Origin of the sequence: Edaphobacter flagellatus (genome assembly GCF_025264665.1) — a bacterium.
Lineage (GTDB): Bacteria > Acidobacteriota > Terriglobia > Terriglobales > Acidobacteriaceae > Edaphobacter > Edaphobacter flagellatus.
Window position 1 is genome coordinate 1,252,513 of sequence record NZ_CP073697.1, and the last position, 15,983, is coordinate 1,268,495.

12 protein-coding genes are annotated in these 15,983 nt (G+C 59.2%); 1 reads left to right on the forward strand and 11 read right to left on the reverse strand.

The genetic code is table 11. The annotated features are described in order from the left end of the window. Positions 1–200: 200 nt before the first annotated feature. Positions 201–1,601 (reverse strand): UDP-N-acetylmuramate--L-alanine ligase, encoded by a 1,401-nt coding sequence (gene murC, locus KFE13_RS05220; protein WP_260706110.1) that lies wholly within the window; start codon positions 1,599–1,601, stop codon positions 201–203. A gap of 362 nt (positions 1,602–1,963) precedes the next feature. Between murC and KFE13_RS05225 the strand changes: the two genes are divergently transcribed. Further along, complete coding sequence (locus KFE13_RS05225) at positions 1,964–2,971, forward strand: YXWGXW repeat-containing protein (RefSeq protein WP_260706111.1); 1,008 nt, start codon at positions 1,964–1,966, stop codon at positions 2,969–2,971. A gap of 759 nt (positions 2,972–3,730) precedes the next feature. On the opposite strand, the gene murG is transcribed toward KFE13_RS05225, so the two are convergent. From murG to KFE13_RS05275, 10 genes are all read right to left on the reverse strand, one after another. Next, a complete protein-coding gene (gene murG / locus KFE13_RS05230; protein ID WP_260706112.1) occupies positions 3,731–4,819 on the reverse strand; it encodes an undecaprenyldiphospho-muramoylpentapeptide beta-N-acetylglucosaminyltransferase in 1,089 nt (362 codons plus the stop codon). Next, entirely contained in the window at positions 4,819–5,910 is a 1,092-nt protein-coding gene (ftsW, locus tag KFE13_RS05235; RefSeq protein ID WP_260706113.1) for a putative lipid II flippase FtsW, read from the reverse strand. Before ftsW ends, murG begins: the two co-directional genes overlap by 1 nt. A gap of 22 nt (positions 5,911–5,932) precedes the next feature. Next, complete coding sequence (gene murD / locus KFE13_RS05240) at positions 5,933–7,288, reverse strand: UDP-N-acetylmuramoyl-L-alanine--D-glutamate ligase (protein WP_260706114.1); 1,356 nt, start codon at positions 7,286–7,288, stop codon at positions 5,933–5,935. Positions 7,289–7,325: 37 nt separating this feature from the next. Continuing rightward, positions 7,326–8,462: a phospho-N-acetylmuramoyl-pentapeptide-transferase gene (gene mraY, locus KFE13_RS05245; protein WP_260706115.1), complete on the reverse strand. Its 1,137-nt coding sequence runs from the start codon at positions 8,460–8,462 to the stop codon at positions 7,326–7,328. Between the two features lie 131 nt (positions 8,463–8,593). Then, positions 8,594–9,973: a UDP-N-acetylmuramoyl-tripeptide--D-alanyl-D-alanine ligase gene (locus KFE13_RS05250; RefSeq protein ID WP_260706116.1), complete on the reverse strand. Its 1,380-nt coding sequence runs from the start codon at positions 9,971–9,973 to the stop codon at positions 8,594–8,596. Continuing rightward, positions 9,970–11,454, reverse strand: coding sequence for a UDP-N-acetylmuramoyl-L-alanyl-D-glutamate--2,6-diaminopimelate ligase (locus tag KFE13_RS05255; RefSeq protein WP_260706117.1), 1,485 nt, complete (start codon positions 11,452–11,454; stop codon positions 9,970–9,972). Before KFE13_RS05255 ends, KFE13_RS05250 begins: the two co-directional genes overlap by 4 nt. Before the next feature lie 39 nt (positions 11,455–11,493). Then, on the reverse strand, positions 11,494–13,812 hold the full coding sequence (locus KFE13_RS05260; protein ID WP_260706118.1) for a penicillin-binding protein: 2,319 nt from the start codon (positions 13,810–13,812) through the stop codon (positions 11,494–11,496). Positions 13,813–13,851: 39 nt separating this feature from the next. Further along, positions 13,852–14,382, reverse strand: coding sequence for a septum formation initiator family protein (locus KFE13_RS05265; protein ID WP_260706119.1), 531 nt, complete (start codon positions 14,380–14,382; stop codon positions 13,852–13,854). 186 nt (positions 14,383–14,568) lie between these two features. Then, positions 14,569–15,462: a 16S rRNA (cytosine(1402)-N(4))-methyltransferase RsmH gene (gene rsmH, locus KFE13_RS05270; RefSeq protein WP_260706120.1), complete on the reverse strand. Its 894-nt coding sequence runs from the start codon at positions 15,460–15,462 to the stop codon at positions 14,569–14,571. 40 nt (positions 15,463–15,502) lie between these two features. Continuing rightward, a complete protein-coding gene (locus KFE13_RS05275; RefSeq protein WP_260706121.1) occupies positions 15,503–15,943 on the reverse strand; it encodes a division/cell wall cluster transcriptional repressor MraZ in 441 nt (146 codons plus the stop codon). Between the last annotated feature and the right edge of the window lie 40 nt (positions 15,944–15,983).

The window sequence follows — 15,983 nt, forward strand, 5'->3', positions numbered from 1 at the left end:
AAGGTCGCGAGAATCGCCATCCTGACTATATCCCGCCAAAGCCCCCACATCCTTCGCTAACTTGTTGCCTTGTACCCTTTCAGGAACTCACCCATCTGGTCACTCCCCCGTTCCCGCCACGCCGCATCATCGTTCTCAAAGGCGGTCATTCCGACCGAAGCGCAGCGAAGTGGAGGCATCTGCTTCTCGACCGCTGCCACTCACTTGCCCTCCAGCCGCTCCAGCAACAAAGGCCCGGCCTGCGACACATTCCCCGCCCCCAGCGTCACCACCACATCCCCTTCGCGAGCCTCCTTCGACAAAGCCTCCACGGCCTCGCTCATCGACGCCGCATACTTCACACCCTCGCGCCCAATCGCCTTCACCAGAGCCTCCGCCGTCACGCCCGCAATCGGCTCCTCGCTCGCCGCATAAATGTCGAGCACCTCCACCCGGTCCGCATCGCCAAATGCCCTCGCAAACTCCTCCATCAGATCGCGCGTCCGCGTATACCGGTGCGGCTGAAACAGCACCAGCACCCGCTTATATCCCGCCTCACGCGCCGCATTCAGCGTCGCCACAATCTCCGTCGGATGATGCCCATAGTCGTCCACCACCGTCACGCCGCGCGCCACACCCTTAATCTGAAACCGCCTGTCCACTCCGCGAAAACTGTCCAGCCCCGCCGCAATCAGCTCCGCAGCAACACCCAGCTGCACACCCACCGCCACCGCCGCCGTCGCATTCAGCACATTGTGCCGACCCGGAACATGCAGCGTGAACGGACCCATCGACTCGCCTTTGTAGCTCACCTCAAACCGCGCGAAGCCTTCGCCGTCCCTCTTCAAAATCGACACGCGAAAATCCGCATCCGCACTCTCGCCATACGTGTAAATCCTCCGCCTCACCCGCGGCAGCACGCCGCGCAGCAGAGCATTGTCCACACATGCCGTGCCCGCACCATAAAACGGCAGTCGATCCATAAACTGCACGAACGCATCTTCCACGTCCGCCATATCGCGGTAGCAATCCATATGCTCGCGATCCAGATTCGTCACCACGCCCAGCACCGGCGACAGCTTCAAAAACGAGCGGTCACTCTCATCCGCCTCCGCCACCAGGTACTGCGAATTCCCCAGCCGCGCATTCGACCCCAGCGCATTTACGCGCCCACCCACGACGACAGTCGGATCAAGCCCGCCCGCCGCCAGCACCGCCGCTACCATGCTCGTCGTCGTCGTCTTGCCATGCATCCCGGCCACAGCAATGCCATACTTCAGCCGCATCAGCTCAGCCAGCATCTCCGCCCGCTGAATCACCGGGATCTTCCGCGCCCGCGCCTCCACCACCTCCGGATTCGCCGCACTCACCGCCGAGCTCGTCACCACCACATCGCTCGCCACAACATTCGCCGCCGCATGTCCCTCAAAGACACGCGCGCCCATGCCCACCAGCCGCTCCGTCACCGCCGACCGCTTCAGGTCCGACCCCGAAACCGGATACCCCATCGTCAGCAGAATCTCCGCGATCCCGCTCATCCCGATGCCGCCAATACCAATAAAATGAACCCGCTGCGTAGGCGGAAAGAAGAAATGACCCGAAGGAGCGACAGGAACAGCCATATCCTCCACTCTATCAGCGACATCCCCTAGTTCCCACGAGGGTGTCATTTCAAGCGAAGCGTGGAAGCACCTCTCTCCACCCCTTCACAGAAGGGTCATCATCCCGAGCGAAGCGCAGCCGCGAAGCCGACGATCTCCGATTTGACCCGACGCCAGCGAAGCCCCCCTAAACCCAACCCCTGCAACACCCCCAAATACCCCTGAATCCCCATTCACCTTTATGCAACAAAACCTCGCCCCTCGTGTCTAATATGTGTGAGTGCCTGATCCGCAATAGCTAGCGGGCAGGAACCTCAGCCGGGCGGTCCTCGAAGCCCCGTTTCGTTCGGGCTAAACGAAGGATCGATTGGCAAAGGAAGGCAATGAACCTCTTCCGTCCATTCCGCAAAGCTGGTCAGTTCTTTGGCGCCGCCGCTCTCGCCGGTGCTCTGTTGCTCGCAACTCCCGCTGTGTCGCATGCGCGCGTCTTTGTCTCTGTAGCAATCGCACCGCCGGCAATCCCTGTCTACGCACAGCCCGTCATGCCTGGGGATGGATACATCTGGACTCCCGGTTACTGGGCCTGGACCGGCGACGGCTACGAATGGGTCGACGGAGCCTGGGTGCTCCCGCCCTACACCGGTGCTCTCTGGACTCCCGGCTACTGGGGCTATGGCCCTGGCGGCTACTTCTGGAACGCCGGCTACTGGGGACCGACCGTCGGCTACTACGGTGGCATTAACTACGGCTTCGGCTACTTCGGCATAGGCTTCTACGGCGGATACTGGGGTGGCGGACACTTCTGGTACAACCGCTGCTACAACCACTTTGGCCCCGGATGGAAGAGTGGCTACGCCTATAACCGCCCCTATGGCGGACACTTCGACGGACGCCCCGGTGGTGCAAGCTGGGCCAACCGCGGCAATAACTTCGCCGGCAATCGCGGCTCCTACTACAACAGCCGCGGCAACAGCTTCGCCGAGGGCAATCGCAACGGCTTCAACCAGGGCCGCGGCGTCATGCAGACCTCGTACAACAACAATCGTGGAAGCTTCGGCAACAACGGCAACTTCGGTTGGAAGAACGGGCAGTCGCAGCAGCAGGGTGTAAATCGCTTCAACGGAACCCAGGGCTCGGCACACAACTTCGTCCAGATGCCGAACCAGGGCGCCCGCAACTACGCTGCACCGTCGCAGAGCTATAACCGTAGCTACTCGGCTCCGCAACAGAGCTTCAACCGCGGCGGAGGCAACTTCGGCGGATCAGCTCCCCGTGGTGGCTTCGGCGGTGGAAACTTCGGCGGCGGCTCCCGTGGCGGAAGCTTCGGTGGTGGCGGCGGCTTCCACGGCGGTGGCGGTGGTGGCTTCCATGGCGGCGGAGGACATCGCTAATCCTCACACCTCCAACCAGAATCGACGTTAGCAAAGTGGGCCGGGAATAACATCTCCCGGCCCACTACTTTTGCACCCACGCCACCAGGTGTCAGGGCGAGCGCCCACTCTATAGCTCACCAAAGCGGGGCCTTCTCCCAGCCACGAAAGCGGGTGCCCCATCTTCGCTCGCGCAGCGAGCAAGGTGGGATCGCCCAAAAGCCCCTCCTCGCCCACTAAAAACGGTGCCCCTTCATAACGCCCCAACAGGTGCGGATGGCGAGCCTTCATCCATGGAGCACCAAAGCGAATGCCCTCTCTCCGCCACCAAAACAGGTAACCCCATGGCGCAGCTTCATCGCGACATGGGGGGAGTGAGCCATTCGCACAAAAGCACGAACCGCCTCCAGGTACGCCAAGCCTTCAGGCTTGGCCCTCAATCCAGCCGCCGCGAAGCGGCCCCCGCTCTGCCGAAGGCCGGAGTGAAGCCGAAGGCGAAACGACCCCAGCCAACTGGAGCGAAAACGCCTGTCAAGCCCCCAGAAACCACAACTCTCTCATTCCAAAGCAAATAAACCTCAAAAAATCTGCCGATTAGTTTCCCTCACTTAGCTACACTTAAATCAGCAAACAAAAGCCCCGGTCCAAAAGGATCGGGGCTAACTCTTTATAAATCAATATTTTGACACCCAACCCACATCAAATGAATATTTTAGCCTGTGCAAATCGCACAACCACAACAAAATAGAGCTTTTACGAAAAACACAGGGGGGAGGGGGCTTATCGGGCGAGTCCAGCCACTATCTGCCCGATCTCCGCCACCGCATGGGGATGTGCCAGCGCCCTCGCGCGCGAGCCCATCTCAGCCCGCCGCGCATCATCACTCAGCAGGCCGGTCAGCGTCGCCAGCAGACGCTCCTCCGTCAGCTCCGCCTCGACGATCATCGCTGCCGCTCCAGCAGCCACAAACGCTTCCGCATTCTTCCGCTGGTGATCATCCGCCGCCTGAGGAAAAGGAACCAGCACCGCCGCTCGCCCCGCAGCCGCAACCTCAGCCACCGAGCTCGCGCCGCTGCGGCACAAAATCAGATCGGCCGCGGCAAACTGCGCAGCCATGTCGTCCAGGTACATCGTGACCTCGACTCCAGCCAGCGACACATCAAGCGCATTGTACGCAGCCAGCGTCGTCGCTCCATGCCGGGCGCCGGTCTGATGCACCACCTGTAATCCCGGCACCAGCGTCAACAGCCGTTCGATGATCTTCGGCATCATCTCGTTGAAGACGCGGGCTCCCTGGCTCGCACCAAACACCAGCAGCCGCTTCGCCCCGCCCGCCGCCTTCGGCGCAATCGCAAAGAACTCCGGACGCACCGGCGTCCCCGTCACCTTCGCGTTGCGAAAATACCGCGTCGTCTCCGGCAGATTCACAGCAGCAGCACTCACATATTTGCCGACCAAGCGGTTCGCCAGCCCTGGAACCGCATTCGGCTCAAACGCCAGCGTCGGAACCCGCAGCAGAAGCGCCGCCATCATCGCCGGCCCCGAAGCATAGCCGCCGACGCCAACCACAACCTGCGGTTTGAAGTCTCGCAGCAAACCAACGCAACGCATCACACCCAGCGGCAGATCGAGCATCGTCCGCGCGCGTGTCCTCAGACTCACATTCTTCAGCTGACCCACCTTGATCAGCTCCAGCGGAAATCCAGCCTCAGGCACCAGACGCGTCTCCAGCCCACGCGCCGTGCCCACAAATCGAACCTCGGCTCCATACGCATCGCGTAACTCCCGCGCAATCGCCAGCGCCGGAATCACATGACCGCCGGTTCCTCCGCCCGCGATCAAAACACGCAAACCGCTGACTTGCTGCATCAATCGATCTCGCGAGTCACATTCAATAGAACGCCCATGCTTGCCAACATCACAAACAGCGACGTGCCGCCAAACGAGATAAACGGCAGGGTAATACCCTTCGTCGGAAGGAGAGCCACCACGACGCTGATGTTGAAGAATGCCTGGATCAGAACCGTGCTCGTAATGCCGAATGCAAGAAACCGAGCAAACGGATCGGTCGAAAGATATGCAGCGCGGAATCCGCGATAACCCAGCGCGACGAAGAGAGCAACGACGCACAACGCTCCAAGCAGGCCCAGTTCCTCGCTGATCGTCGCAAAGATAAAGTCCGTATGTGGTTCCGGCAGATAGAAGAGCTTCTGGCGTCCTTCCATCAGACCGAGTCCGCGAAGCCCTCCGGTTCCAACCGCGATCAGAGACTGCAGGATATGGAAGCCCGTTCCACGCGGATCGGCCTCAGGGTTCACAAACGCCAGCATGCGGGCGCGACGCCACGGCACACGGAAGAGCATGTAGTACAGCACTGGAGCAGCGCAGAGTGCGCCAATTCCCAGATACTTCACCTCCATCCCGGCGAGGTAAAGCATCAGCGCCGTCACGGCGACGCAGACCATCGCCGTACCGAGATCAGGCTCCTTCAGAATCAGCGCGACCATCACAAGCGGAGGCAGCGCAGCCTTCATGACTGTTCCCTTCCAGTCATCCATCTTGTGGATGCGTGTCTGGAGGAAGTAAGCGAGGAACAGAACAATCGCAGGTTTGGCCATCTCCGACGGCTGGAAGCTTGCAACACCGAATCGGAACCAGCGATGCGTATTATGCGAGTCGCGCATCGCAAACACACCGATCAGCAGCACCATCGTGATGCCGACCACCGCATACACAAACTTTTCGTTATTAAAGCGGCGGTAGTCCACCTGCATCATCAGGACCAGAGCTACCAGTCCCGCAGCAGCCCACATGCTCTGCCGCAGCATGAAGTAGTACGGAGTTCCAAAGCTGGCCTTGGCCATCACCGCCGATGCGGAGAAGACCGTCACCAGCCCAAACAGGACCAGCAACAGCACCACACCAAACAGCCACTTGTCGACTCCAACTCGCTTCGCCATTGTTGCAACTTCCCGCTATCCGTTAACTCAGTTCGTTCACGATCTGCCGGAAGACGCGCCCACGATGCTCGTAGTTCTCAAACTGGTCGAAGCTGGAGCAGGCTGGCGCCAGCAGCACCACATCGCCCGGAACCGCAGCCTTATGAGCCTCGCGCACGGCTAAATCCATCGTTCCCGCTCCCACCATCTTCACGACTCCATTGAGCTGGCGCTCAATCTTTTCCGCGGCTGAACCAATCGTATAAACAGCCTTCGCCCGCTCGCGCAGCAGCTCCGACATCTGCGAGTAATCCGAATCCTTGTCCTTGCCACCGAGGATCAGGTGAACTCCGCCTGGAAAGGCCGCAACCGCCTTCATCGCAGCGTCCACGTTGGTCGCCTTGGAGTCGTTGAAATAGTCGACGCCCTGCAGGCAACGCACGAACTCCAGCCGATGCTCGACCGCCTTGAAGCGCGCCACCGAAGCGCGAATCGACTCAGCCGAAGCTCCGGCAAGCCGAGCCGCACAGACGGCCGCAAGTACGTTCTCGACATTGTGCGAGCCGCGCAGAGGAATCTCCGCAACCGGCATGATCGGTTCGGCCTTCGCTCCCTCGCTCGGGATAAACATGATGCTTTCACCATGCACGAACGTACCCTGCTTGATGGGCCTACGCGGGCTGAACCAGAAGATCTGCGCCTTCGTCTTCGCTGCCACCATTTGCGTCGGCTTGTCCTCGGCGTTCAGAATGAGATAGTCGCCCGCCTGCTGGTTCTCGGTGATACGCGCCTTCATCGCAGCATAGTTATCAAAGCTGCCATGACGGTCGAGATGGTCCGGCGTGATATTCAGCACCAGCGCGATCCAGGGATGGAACTGTTCAATCGTCTCCAACTGGAAGCTCGAGACCTCCAGCACGTCGAGCGTCTTGTCTGTGCTTTGGTCAATCAGGTCGATCACTGGTGTGCCGATGTTGCCGCCAACCTGCGTGGGCAGGCCGGCGTCCTGAAGAATCTTGCCGATCAGCGTCGTTGTGGTTGTCTTGCCGTTCGATCCGGTAATCGCGACGATACGCCCTTTTAGGAAGCGGCTGGCTAGCTCCAGCTCGCCGATCACCGGCATGCCGTAGCCGATCACCTGCTTCACCTCCGGTGTATCAAGCGGCACACCCGGCGAGATGACGATGAGATCCTGACGACGGAAGGTGAGCAGGCCGTGGCCGCCACTCTCGACCATGATGCCTGCATCCAACAGCGCAGGAATCTCCTTCGCCAACGCTACCGCGCTACGCGCATCGCTCACGGTCACACGGGCTCCCTGGCGGCGCAGAAACATCGCCGCGGCGATACCCGACTTGCCAAGACCAACAACCAGTACTCGCTTATTCTTCAATTCCATATTTTTAGTTCCAGGCAGTCCCATCAGACCATATTCGTTAGCGAAGCTTCAATGTCGTCAACGCCAGCAGTGCGAAGATCAACGCCAGAATCCAGAAGCGCGCAATCACCTTGGACTCCGACCAGCCGAGCAGCTCGAAGTGGTGGTGCAGCGGAGCCATCTTGAAGATGCGTTTGCCGTTGCGCAGCTTGTAGCTGCCAACCTGCAGCATGACGCTCACGGCCTCAAGAATAAAGACGCCGCCAATAAACGGCAGCAGCAGCTCCTGCTTGATGACAACAGCGACCGTGCCGATGGCCCCACCAAGTGCCAGCGAACCAACGTCGCCCATGAAGACTTCAGCCGGATGCGCGTTATACCAGAGGAAACCGATACTCGCGCCGACCATCGCGCCGCAGAAGATCGTCAGCTCGCTGACGAGCGGCATACGCTGCAGCTCGAGATAGTCCGAGAAGACAACATGGCCGCTGACGTAGGTCAGCACTGTCAGCGCTCCTGCGGCGATAATGGTGCAGCCGATCGCCAGGCCGTCGAGTCCGTCTGTAAGGTTCACCGCGTTGCTCGAAAACGAGATGACCAGCATGACGAAGGCGATGAAGGGAAGAAACGCCAGCCAGTGCATATGCGGAATGTGTCCCATCCACTCCCACACCAGGTCGGGCCGGAATCGCTTGAAGAACGGAAACATCAGCTTCGTGGAGTAGGCGCCATGCGCCTCCAGCCGCAACAATGCGATGGCCACGCCCGCACTCGCCAGCAGTTGCAGGCCAAGCTTAGCGCGCGCGGTCAGCCCGAGATTACGGCGATGGACGACCTTGATGTAGTCGTCCGCAAAACCGATAGCGCCAAAAGCAATCGTGGACAACACCACCAGCCAGACGAAGGGGTTCGAGAGATCGGACCACAGCAGTGTCGGTACGAGGATGGAGATGCAGATCAGTACGCCGCCCATCGTCGGCGTGCCGCTCTTCTTTTGGTGCGACTGCGGGCCTTCTTCACGAATGTACTGGCCGATCTGGAACTCACGAAGCCGTTCAATAACGTATGGCCCGATCAGCAGGCCGATTAGCAGAGCCGTCAGGCTGGCGAAGACCGTGCGAAACGTCAGATAACGGAAGATACGGAACAGGCGAAAGTATGGAAACAGCTTCTGGTACAGCAGCCAATAGAGCAAGACGCCCGCCCTCGATAAGATTCGATAAGATCTGACAGGCTCGCAGAGCCGCAGGATAGCTGTATCTTAACAGGCTCAGGCCATGCGTCCCGGCGGCATTTTTCCACTACGAACCAAACTTCATTCCCTGCTTATGCATCCAGCGCGGCAAGGGCCTTCTCCAGCCGCACACCGCGCGAGGCCTTCAGAAGAACAACGTCTCCGGCGCGGAGGTTCTGTTCCAACCACGCACCGGCCTCCTCCGGAGTCTGCACAAACAGCGCATTCAAGCCAGCCTCCTGTGCCGCCGCGACCAGCGCATGCGCGTGACCGCGTACTCCCACCACAGCAGAGACACCGCGTTCGGCCATGCGTCGCCCACAGGCTGTGTGTAAAGCATTGGCTTCCGGTCCAAGCTCCAGCATCTCGCCCGCGATGACAATATGGCGCTCGCCGGGCATCGCCATCAGCGCGTCCACCATCGCATCCAGCGCACGCGGGTTGGAGTTGTAGCAATCATTAATCAGGGTTGCGCCGTGCCACTTCAAGATTTCGCCGCGCTTGTCGCCTGGTTCAAGCTCGTACAGGGCAGCAGCGCAGGCCTTCAGACTCATCCCACTGCGAACGCCCACAGCGATCGCTGCCAGCGCGTTCAGCACATTATGACGGCCCAGCAGTTTCAGATGCACCGGCTCGCGGTCGGTCGCTATCACCGCATCGAACCGCATGCCATCCACACCTGCTTCTTCGATATTTTCTGCACGAACCTGTGCGCTCGACTCCGTTCCATAGAAGATCGCGCGACCACCCATACCTTTGCCGAAGTCCTTGACATAGGGATCATCAACGTTCAGAACAGCAATACCATCCGCAGACAATGACTCAACCAGTTCGTACTTCGCGCGCGCGATTCCGGCAAGGCCATCGGGAAAGAACTCCATGTGCACCGGAGCAACGTTTGAGACGACCGCCCAATCAGGCTCAGCAATCTTCGCAAGCGCTGTGATCTCACCGGCATGGTTCATGCCCATCTCGATTACCGCGACCTCGTGTTCCTTCTCCAACTTCAGCAGTTGTAGAGGAAGCCCGAAGGCATTATTCAGATTGCCCGCGGACTTCAATACACGAAACTTGGCGCCAAGCACCTGCGCGACGGCCTCCTTGGTGGTCGTCTTTCCGGCCGATCCCGTAACTCCGATAACGCGTCCGCCCCAATGCTTCCGGACGGTGTGAGCGAGGCGCTGCAACGCAAGCAGCACGCAATCGTCACATTCAGATACACGTAGCAACTTTGAGGTATCGATTTCTGAAGGCACAATCCATTGATTGCTCACCACGGCTGCGACTGCACCATCGGCCAACGCAGCGGCAACGTAGTCGTGGCCGTCCAGGCGTTCACCTTTGACGGCGAAGAAGAGGTCACCAGCACTGATGGTTCGCGAATCGATCGAGTAGCCGAACGCTTCGGCGGATGTATCGAAATCGCCCTCTGCGTAAATCCAGTCAGCAACCTGACCGAGCGTCAACTTCATTCCATCTCCTTCAGAACACGGGCCGCAACGGCCATATCATCAAACGGCACAGGCCCGCTCTTTAACAGCTGTACCTTCTCATGTCCTTTACCTGCTATGAGCACAATATCTCCGGGATGTGCCGCGTGAATCGCTACCTCTATTGCTTTGGCGCGATCTTCTTCCACGATGCACTCGGTCCCTGTCTCTTTCACTCCAACCAGGGCTTCGGCGATGATCGCAGCGGGATCTTCACTGCGTGGATTATCGCTCGTAAGCACAACGAGATCGCTTCCCTCGCCTGCAGCGCGCCCCATGCGTGGACGCTTGGTGCGATCACGATCGCCGCCGCAGCCGAAGAGCGTAATAACATGGCCACGGTTGCCCTTCTGTAGATCGCGTGCAAGTGAGATCAGGTTGCGCAATGCATCATCGGTATGCGCGTAGTCAACAACGACGGTAATGCCGTTCTTCGATGGTACAACCTCGAAGCGCCCCGGGACCTGCGCTCCCGCCTCGGCCGCGCATACGATCTCATCCAACTTCAACCCTCGCGACCATGCGCCAGCGCTGGCAGCGAGAAGGTTATAGACGTTGACTCGGCCTGTGAGTGGCGAGCGAATCTCCGCCACGCCTGCGGGCGTGATCATGCGAAAGCGCGTTTCTCCAGCGAGCATCTGAATCGATTCAGCCGCAAAGTCCGCCTTCGCATCGACACCGTAGCGAATGACCTGCGACCGCTCAATCGTCTTCGCAAGACGCTCGCCATAGGGATCGTCCGTATTTAGGACAGCGACACGCGGAGGTGGAGTTCCAACGCCTTCAAACAAGCGCGATTTCGCGGCAAAATAGGCCTCCATCGTCCGGTGGTAGTCCAGATGATCCTGCGTCAGATTGGTGAAGATAGCAACCTCAACAGGAAGCCCCCACACGCGCTCCTGCTCCAGCGCGTGACTGGACATCTCCATCACAGCCTCGGTCGCGCCAGCCCTCACGCCGTCGGCAAATAGCTCCAGAATGTCGCGCGACTCAGGCGTCGTGTGCAGAGATTCGCGCACCTCTCCGGCAACGTGTGTCTCGATCGTGCCGATCAGCACGCACTTGCGGCCCACGCTGCGCAGCATCGCTTCAAGAAGAAATGCAGTCGTCGTCTTGCCGTTGGTCCCCGTGACTCCGCTGAGGGCCAGGTGTGACTGCGGATGGTTGAAGATGGCGGAGCTTGCTTCCGCTAACGCTCGACGTCCATGCTCGACAAGAGCGAGGCCTAAATTTTTACCTCGCAATGCTGCAAAGGCATCGCGCGAATCTGTGATGATCGCTGCTGCGCCTGCAGCGACAGCCTTCTCGACGAACTGGTTTCCGTCTACAGAACCGCCGCGCATAGCGACGAAGACATCTCCGTGCTGAACGCGGCGCGAGTCGTATTGAACATTCGCGACTATAACGGGAGAAGCGACACACTCCACCGTCGTTACGTCGCGCAGTACTTCGTTCCAGTCCATATCTTCTATTGATTCTAAGCTTGCGCGAGGACTTGGCAGCTATCGTGCAAAGCGCACGACGATCTCGGTTCCCGCAGGCACGGTTGTGCCCGGAGCTGGCGCCTGCTCTTTCGCAAGTCCGCTGCCAGCGGGCTGCACGCGCAGTCCAAGACTGCCTGCTTTTTCGACAACCACGCGCAACGGCAGTCCCTCAAACGACGGGACCTGGACGCGATGGCTAGCATCGACAACGACTCCTCCGTTTGGCTTCGACTGCATCGCAGGAACAACCTGCGGAGACGCTACAGCTGCGCTTTGCAATACGGGCGTGCTCTCGCTGCCGGACTGAAACGCTGCAACCACCTTTGCAGGCAGCAGGCTCATCAGCTTCGAACTCTTGCTGTTGCTGGTTGCCGTCGCTTTGGGTGCAGGCACAGCGGGTGTAGCAGCGGCGTCCGACTGAGCGCGCAGTGGATCATCTGCTGGAAGCTCGTTGATCTGCGCAAACATCTGCTCGAGGTTGGCGCCATTGTCTGCCAGCGAATCATCGACCTCGACATTATTCTTTGCCAACATCATCTGCTGCTGGCTCTTGGTCTTCAATGGCTGATCGTGTGGAACGCCGAGGTACTCCAACACTTGCTGCGCGACTTCCGCGAAGACGGGCGCGCTGGTTTCTGAACCATAACGAGTGCCCACCGTGGGCGTATCGATCACAACAGCCACCGAGATTGCAGGGTTGCTGACCGGTGCGAAGCCTGCAAAGCTGGCGACCAGTTTCGTATGCGAATACGTGTGGGTGACAGGGTCGACCTTCTGCGCGGTACCGGTCTTACCACCGGCACTGTATCCATTGAGCGCGGCACGCTTTCCGGTTCCCTCAACGACAATGCCCTGCATCATGCTGCGCATCTTGGCGGAGGTAAGCTCCTTGATGACGCGATGTGCTCCATCAGGAAGCTGCGCGGGCAACTGATTCGCGGGGCGGAAGGCTACAGGCTGTAGTCGTGGATCGCCCTTCATCTGATCCGTCGATTGAAGAAGAATGTGCGGAGGCATATAGACTCCACCGTTTGCGATGGTGCTGACCATCGTTACCAGCTGCACAGGCGTTACACCTATCTCCTGCCCGATGGCCAAAGAAAGGATACTGGTCGCATCCCATTTCTTCGGTTTGCGCAGCAGGCCTCGTGTCTCACTGGGCAACTCAATGCCGGAGCGGTCGCCGAACCCGAAGCCACGGATGTAGTCGTAGAACTTCTGGTTACCGAGCTTCAGCGCCATCTTCGCCGCACCCACGTCGCTCGATCGCTCCAGCGCATACTGCACGGTCACGCGGCCAAGATGACCATCTGATTTGTCGTCGTGCAGCGTGCGTCCGTACATTGTCAGGGCACCGCCTTCGCAATCAACAATATCGGTCGGCTGCACTCCTGCTCCATCGATTGCCGCTGCATAGGTGGCCAGCTTGAAGGTCGAGCCCGGCTCATAAACATCGCTCACAGCAAGGTTCTTGAGGACGCTGGCATCCATGTGCCGCTGATCATTTGGATTGAATCGCGGCGAGACAGCGAGCGCAAGAATGTGGCCTGTGTGCGGATCCTGCACGACCACGGTGCCGTGCTGCGCCTTCATCTTCTCAACCTGTGCATCGAGCGCACGCTCAGCCATGTACTGGATATTGGCATCGATGGTGAGCACCAGGTTCTCGCCCGGCATCGGCTGACTCTCTTCGCTGCCGTAGACATGGCGCTTGGCGTCGAGTGCCGTCAGCATATGACCCGGCGTGCCGTGCATCTCGTCGTCGAACTGACGCTCGAGGCCCCCTAGACCGGTGTCGTCGGTGCCGACGTAGCCGAGCACTTGAGCAGCAAGATCATTATTCGGGTAGAAGCGTTTGAACTCCTTCTGGAAGTAGACGCCTTTCAGATTCAGCTCACGAACGCGTGTCGCCGTCTCGGCATCGACACGGCGGGCTACCCATGCAAAGTTGCGCGATGCATTGAAGCGCGCGAACATCTGCGGCTCAGAAGTAAAGTTATCGTGCGGATCGGCGTGAACGATCTTAGCCAGAATCTGCGCAGTGTTTTCGCGGTTTTCGCCAAGCTCACTGGGTACGGCGTAGATACTGTCGACCAGCACCGTCATCGCCAGTTCTTTCAGGTTGCGATCATAGAGCACACCACGGCGAGGGGCGACTTCGAAGGTCCTCTGCTGCTGCTTCGCTGCGCGCTCGACAAAGTCGCTATGGCGAACGACCTGCAGCCACACCAGACGAAGACCGATTGCAGAGGTCCAGAAGCAAAAGAAGAGCGCCACGTAGACGAACCGGATTCTCCTGATCGGAGCGGTCAACGTCTGTCGTGGCGCGTTATTCATCTCTGTCCTGCTTCAAATTTTACGTTTGTAAGTTCAATCCTACTGAGCAACCAGAGCAAGAGCATTCGATTGAGCAACGACAGCACCGGCGGGAAGCAGGCTTCCATCGGGGCGCACAACCTGTCCGGGTTGCGGTGCGTCGAGTCCAAGCTGCTTGGCGATCTTGTCGATGCGCTCCGGATCGGTGAGCTGAGCTTCCGTCAACCGAAGCTGGCGGTTCTCTTCGCGCAGCTGCTCCACCTGCTGCTTCTGCGCCTCAACCTTATAGCCAATCTCGATAGCGAGGAAGTGCTGCCAGACATAGACCATTACGAGTACGAAGAGCATGCTCATCGCCACAGCAAACTGCCGCATCTCGCGGCGGCGCTCCGGATCATCGGCCTTCACCAGCCGTGTGTTGTCGATGTGCTTAGCGAAGAAGACCTCGGGCGTGGGGCCGCGGCGCGCCTTGCGCTGCGCTTCGAACAGCTCATGATTGCGCTCAGCCAACGACTGGGTACGGCGCTGCGGCTTCACGGCCGCCTTTCCCATCATGCCAATCTGTTGTCCTGCTAACGCTGTTGTCGCCATCACACACCTCTTACCGTCTTCTGTTACCGCTCCTCAAAACGAAACCGGGCCGGAATCGCTATAGAAGGAAGGGACTTTGTACTGCTGAATTGTCTTTCGCCTGAAAGCACGGTGGGACAATCCCGGCCCGATCACTTGTCTGTTACCGCTTCCAAACTTTCAGGAGTCAGTAACTAAAACTGTTACTCAAACTCTTATTGCTGCCCGCAGCTTTGCGCTTCTTGCTCGCGGGTTCCGTCTCTCTTCGTCTTCACCGGCTACGACCGGCTTCTTCGTCAACACCTCATACACTCCGTTGCGCCCTGCCTCACGGAATGCATCTTTCACGAGCCGGTCTTCCAAGGAGTGGAAGCTGATCAACACCAGCCTCCCTCCCGGCTTTAGCAGAGATGGCGCGCTCTCAAGCAGCGTCCTGATCTCTCCCAGCTCGTCATTCACTCGAATTCGAAGCGCTTGAAAGGTCCGTGTCGCCGGATGAATCTTGTCACCTTTCATTGATGGGGCCGCGGCCGATACCACTCTGGCTAATTCCGCCGTCGTCGTAATCGGCCGGGCCCTCACAATGGCTCTGGCGATTCTCCGCGACCTCCTTTCCTCTCCGAATTCGTAAATCAGGTTGGCGAGATCTTCCTCGTCCGCCTGATTTACCACCTGCTCGGCCGTCTCCTCTGTGCGCGTATCCATGCGCATATCCAAAGGAGCGTCGGCTCGAAAACTGAATCCTCTGTGCGGCGCGTCCAACTGCAGACTGCTGACGCCGAAGTCGGCCAGTAGACCATCCAGACTCGCTGACGCAATCTCGTTCGCTGCCTCCGAAAACGCCTTCGGAATCAACCGAACCTCGGGCATCTCCGATCCAAGCTCCTTGTGAAGCTCCTCGAGCCTTGCCGTGGCTAATGCCATCGCCTCCGGATCGCGATCGAATCCGATCAACGTGCCCTTCGACCCGAGCCTCCTCGCAATCTCCGAGGAGTGGCCCGCAAGCCCGAGCGTGGCATCGGCTATAACACTGCCTTGCCGCACATTCAGGTACTCCAAAACTTCATCGAAAAGAACCGGCACATGCTGCGGTTTGCTCATATCTTTCCCGCCTTCTGTGCTGCCCCTGGGGGCCTGCTACTTACAAACCAAAATCTGCCAGTACTGCCTGATCGGCCTCGGTCATCGGCTGAGCCTGCAGCTCGGCCTTGAACGAATCGTGATTGACGACCTCAAGAAACGTCTGCGAACCCAAAACCACGACGTCTCCCACCACATTTGCCGACTCCCGCAGGATCTGCGGCAATAACAACCGCCCCTGCGCATCCATCTCTGCCATCTGGCCGTAGTAGTTCGTCACGTCCAGAAACTTCTTTTTGGCCGGGTTCATGGAGGGGATCGCGGCCAGTTTCTCCTCGATCTTTTCCCACTCCTTCATCGGGTAAATCTCCGCCCGCTTCCCGTCCTTGCTGGTGATGTAGAACTGAGGCCCGTAGAGCTCATCGACCCGGCGCTTGAAGTCGGCAGGGAGCTTCAATCTCCCTTTCTCATCAACGCGTGTTGGGTGATTTCCCCGAAACATGACAACCTCGATACCCTTCCCAGCCAAACCGCCTGGAGGT

Bases quoted from the DNA above. Each gene is read 5' to 3' on its own strand.
- murC (WP_260706110.1), bottom strand. From the start codon at position 1,601: ATGGCTGTTCCTGTCGCTCCTTCGGGTCATTTCTTCTTTCCGCCTACG.
- KFE13_RS05225 (WP_260706111.1), top strand. From the start codon at position 1,964: ATGAACCTCTTCCGTCCATTCCGCAAAGCTGGTCAGTTCTTTGGCGCC.
- murG (WP_260706112.1), bottom strand. From the start codon at position 4,819: ATGCAGCAAGTCAGCGGTTTGCGTGTTTTGATCGCGGGCGGAGGAACC.
- ftsW (WP_260706113.1), bottom strand. From the start codon at position 5,910: ATGGCGAAGCGAGTTGGAGTCGACAAGTGGCTGTTTGGTGTGGTGCTG.
- murD (WP_260706114.1), bottom strand. From the start codon at position 7,288: ATGGAATTGAAGAATAAGCGAGTACTGGTTGTTGGTCTTGGCAAGTCG.
- KFE13_RS05250 (WP_260706116.1), bottom strand. From the start codon at position 9,973: ATGAAGTTGACGCTCGGTCAGGTTGCTGACTGGATTTACGCAGAGGGC.
- KFE13_RS05255 (WP_260706117.1), bottom strand. From the start codon at position 11,454: ATGGACTGGAACGAAGTACTGCGCGACGTAACGACGGTGGAGTGTGTC.
- KFE13_RS05260 (WP_260706118.1), bottom strand. From the start codon at position 13,812: ATGAATAACGCGCCACGACAGACGTTGACCGCTCCGATCAGGAGAATC.
- KFE13_RS05265 (WP_260706119.1), bottom strand. From the start codon at position 14,382: ATGGCGACAACAGCGTTAGCAGGACAACAGATTGGCATGATGGGAAAG.
- rsmH (WP_260706120.1), bottom strand. From the start codon at position 15,462: ATGAGCAAACCGCAGCATGTGCCGGTTCTTTTCGATGAAGTTTTGGAG.
- KFE13_RS05275 (WP_260706121.1), bottom strand. From the start codon at position 15,943: ATGTTTCGGGGAAATCACCCAACACGCGTTGATGAGAAAGGGAGATTG.